Raw genomic sequence first — 548 nt, 5'->3', positions numbered from 1 at the left:
CCGCGCTGGCCCACACCCGCGCCCACATCCACACCACCGGCGCCGCCACCGCAGGTGAGCGGCCCTCGGCCCCCGACATCGCCATCGCACTCGTGCTGCGCCTGGCCCAGGCCCTCAACCGGCCCCTGCACGTGGTGGCCGATGCCGCCTACTCCAGTCCCGCCCTGGCCGCCCTGCCCGACACCGTCACCTGGACCGTGCGCCTCAAAGCCAACGCCGTCTTGCACCGGCAGCCGACCACCACCACCGCCCACACCCGGTGGGGCACCCCCGGCGAGATCGCCGACCAGGTCGGCTTCACCCCCGCGCAGGACCTGGGCTGCTCGGCCGCGGATGTGGCCTGCTACCGCCAGACCCTGGGCCGCACCCCGCTGCGCCTGGTCCTCATCCGCACCCCCGAGACCACCGCCGGCTGCGACGTGGCGCTTTTGACCACCGACACCACCACCCCTGGTGACGGGGTCATCGCCCGCTACCGCGACCGGTGGGCCATCGAGACCTGCTTCCGCGACGCCAAGCAGCACCTGGGCCTGGGCCAGGCCCACAAC

At 74.1% G+C, this 548-nt stretch carries 1 protein-coding gene; it reads left to right on the top strand.

All coding sequences use genetic code 11. The features are described from left to right. The coding region (locus ABD259_RS25725) for a transposase (protein ID WP_344165869.1) at positions 1-548 on the top strand (548 nt) is incomplete at both ends.

It is taken from the genome of Nocardiopsis rhodophaea, from assembly GCF_039530945.1.
Taxonomy (GTDB): Bacteria; Actinomycetota; Actinomycetes; order Streptosporangiales; family Streptosporangiaceae; genus Nocardiopsis_C; species Nocardiopsis_C rhodophaea.
Note: the sequence above shows the minus strand (reverse complement) of the source record. Positions and strands in the feature narration are given on the sequence as shown.